We start from the raw sequence: 1,932 nt of genomic DNA, 5'->3' as shown, positions 1-1,932 counted from the left end.
TTACATTTTCGGAAGGGTGCTGTTTTTGGCAAACCATTGATTAGAAAGGCAAAACCGCGTCCGGGCGGGGGCAAGGTCCGCAGTGTGGCGGACACGTCCGGTAACCTGTTGATATAACTCGATCTGGTCTGGACTTTTGTTTCATGAGGAAACGGAATTACATTTCCGTTTAGTTTTGTAAGTTATTGAAATTCTTCAACCCAATCTGGACTTTCGTTCATAATGACATTTTATTATGAACGCTTTTCTAAAAGCGTTCATAATGCGGTAAGTACCTGTTTTTCTTAAGTTGGATCTGGACTTTTGTTCATAATTGAATTGCGACCGGAAAGCTCTCTAAAGGCTGCATGTGCCTGAAAGTACTTAGAATTCGTGGTGTGCAAAAGAGCAGATTCGTTTTATTGTGCCCAGAGTATGTTTTTTTGTTTCAAGGTGAAACGAAAACAAACAACCATTCATAATGCCAAGATATTGAATTTGCAACGATTTTCCATTGTGGAATGAATGTTTGGTATGCCTAATATCCTGATATTATCCTGTATTGTCAGAGTTTTACAGACAACATCGTCTGATTCTGAATGTTGTCTGGACTTTTGTTCATAATAGTCTGGACTTTTGTTTATAATAGAATCGAAAAAACGTTGCAAAATCAAGTGGTTACCGCCCCCTAGAAGTATTTAGAAATAAGTAACCTAGTTAGTAATTAGCAAACACACAACAACAACACACACAGAAGGGGGGGTATGGGGGGGGTGTCGTGTCGTGTTGTGTCGTGTTGTGTTGAGCTGCTGGGGAGAAGGACCCCAGGCGTTAACGTGGCCGGTTGCGACGTGCGTAGCCTGGGAAGCTCCCCGCTTTAGCGGGGAGAGTTGTCACAAAAACGCACAATACGGGGGCTAGAACGCACGATCTCCCCCGAACAGGGGAAAAGGGATGCGGAAGGATGCGATCGTTCAAAAACGAGCACTTTTTCGCGCATTCGCCCTTTGCGTTGGGGAGGTCTGTGACAGACATTGCTTTCAGAACTTAACCCTATCCTTCCGCTGTTCCTCTGTATCCTCTTTTTTGGCAACGACATGTACCTGCATCAGGCCACATTTTTTCTTGACATGACGGACACGTAGCAGGTAGTTGGTCACCAAGATGAATGCAAATGGTTTCGGATCATGCCCCACTCGAAGCATGGGTACCACAAGAGGAGGGAAGGATCTCGATGATTGTATCCGTAGGAAACAATAAGGGAGGTGTGGGCAAAACCAGCATAACGTGCAATCTAGCCGCTGCGCTGGGACGCCTTGGGGCCAAAGTGCTGGTGCTTGACATGGACAGCCAGTGCAATGCAACCAGCATTCTGCTGTCGGGGGAGTCCCACATTGCCACCCACACAATGTACGATTTGTTGGATCCGGATATCAGGGAAGGGATACATGGTGATACATTTGTGGTTTCCACCCGCCATCCGAATGTATCCTGCATACCCAACATAGAGGAAAGCAGCGCGTTGGACATACCCCTGGGCAGGAGCAGTCCCGACAGTTTCCGGATATTACAACAGCGCCTGCCTCACGTTCTATCTTCAAAACCATTCGACGTTGTACTGATCGACAACCCACCGTCCATCGGACTTTGGTTAACCATATCCCTGGCCGCCAGTGATTTTGCCATCGTGCCCATAGATGCCGCATCCGGGTACAGTTTGGATGGACTGCGTAAGGTACTGGATTTGATTGATACAATCCGGGAAAACATAAACCCAGCTCTTAGATTTTTGCGACTTGTAGTTAATCGGGCCGACCAGAGGACCTTGATTGCACGCCATGTCATCGAAAGGATTCGGACCGAATTCTCCGGTCAGTATTTCGAGACCATAATTCCGATGGCCACACTCGTACAGCAGGCGGAATACTTGCATCGGACTGTATTTGAGCAGCG

1 protein-coding gene is annotated in these 1,932 nt (G+C 47.0%); it reads left to right on the top strand.

The window, feature by feature from the left end; translation table 11 throughout:
• Positions 1-1,213: 1,213 nt before the first annotated feature.
• On the top strand, positions 1,214-1,932 hold a 719-nt coding region (locus B9A12_RS16525; protein ID WP_084059184.1), incomplete at its 3' end, for a ParA family protein.

This window comes from Desulfacinum hydrothermale DSM 13146 (assembly GCF_900176285.1).
GTDB lineage: Bacteria > Desulfobacterota > Syntrophobacteria > Syntrophobacterales > DSM-9756 > Desulfacinum > Desulfacinum hydrothermale.
Note: the sequence above shows the minus strand (reverse complement) of the source record. Positions and strands in the feature narration are given on the sequence as shown.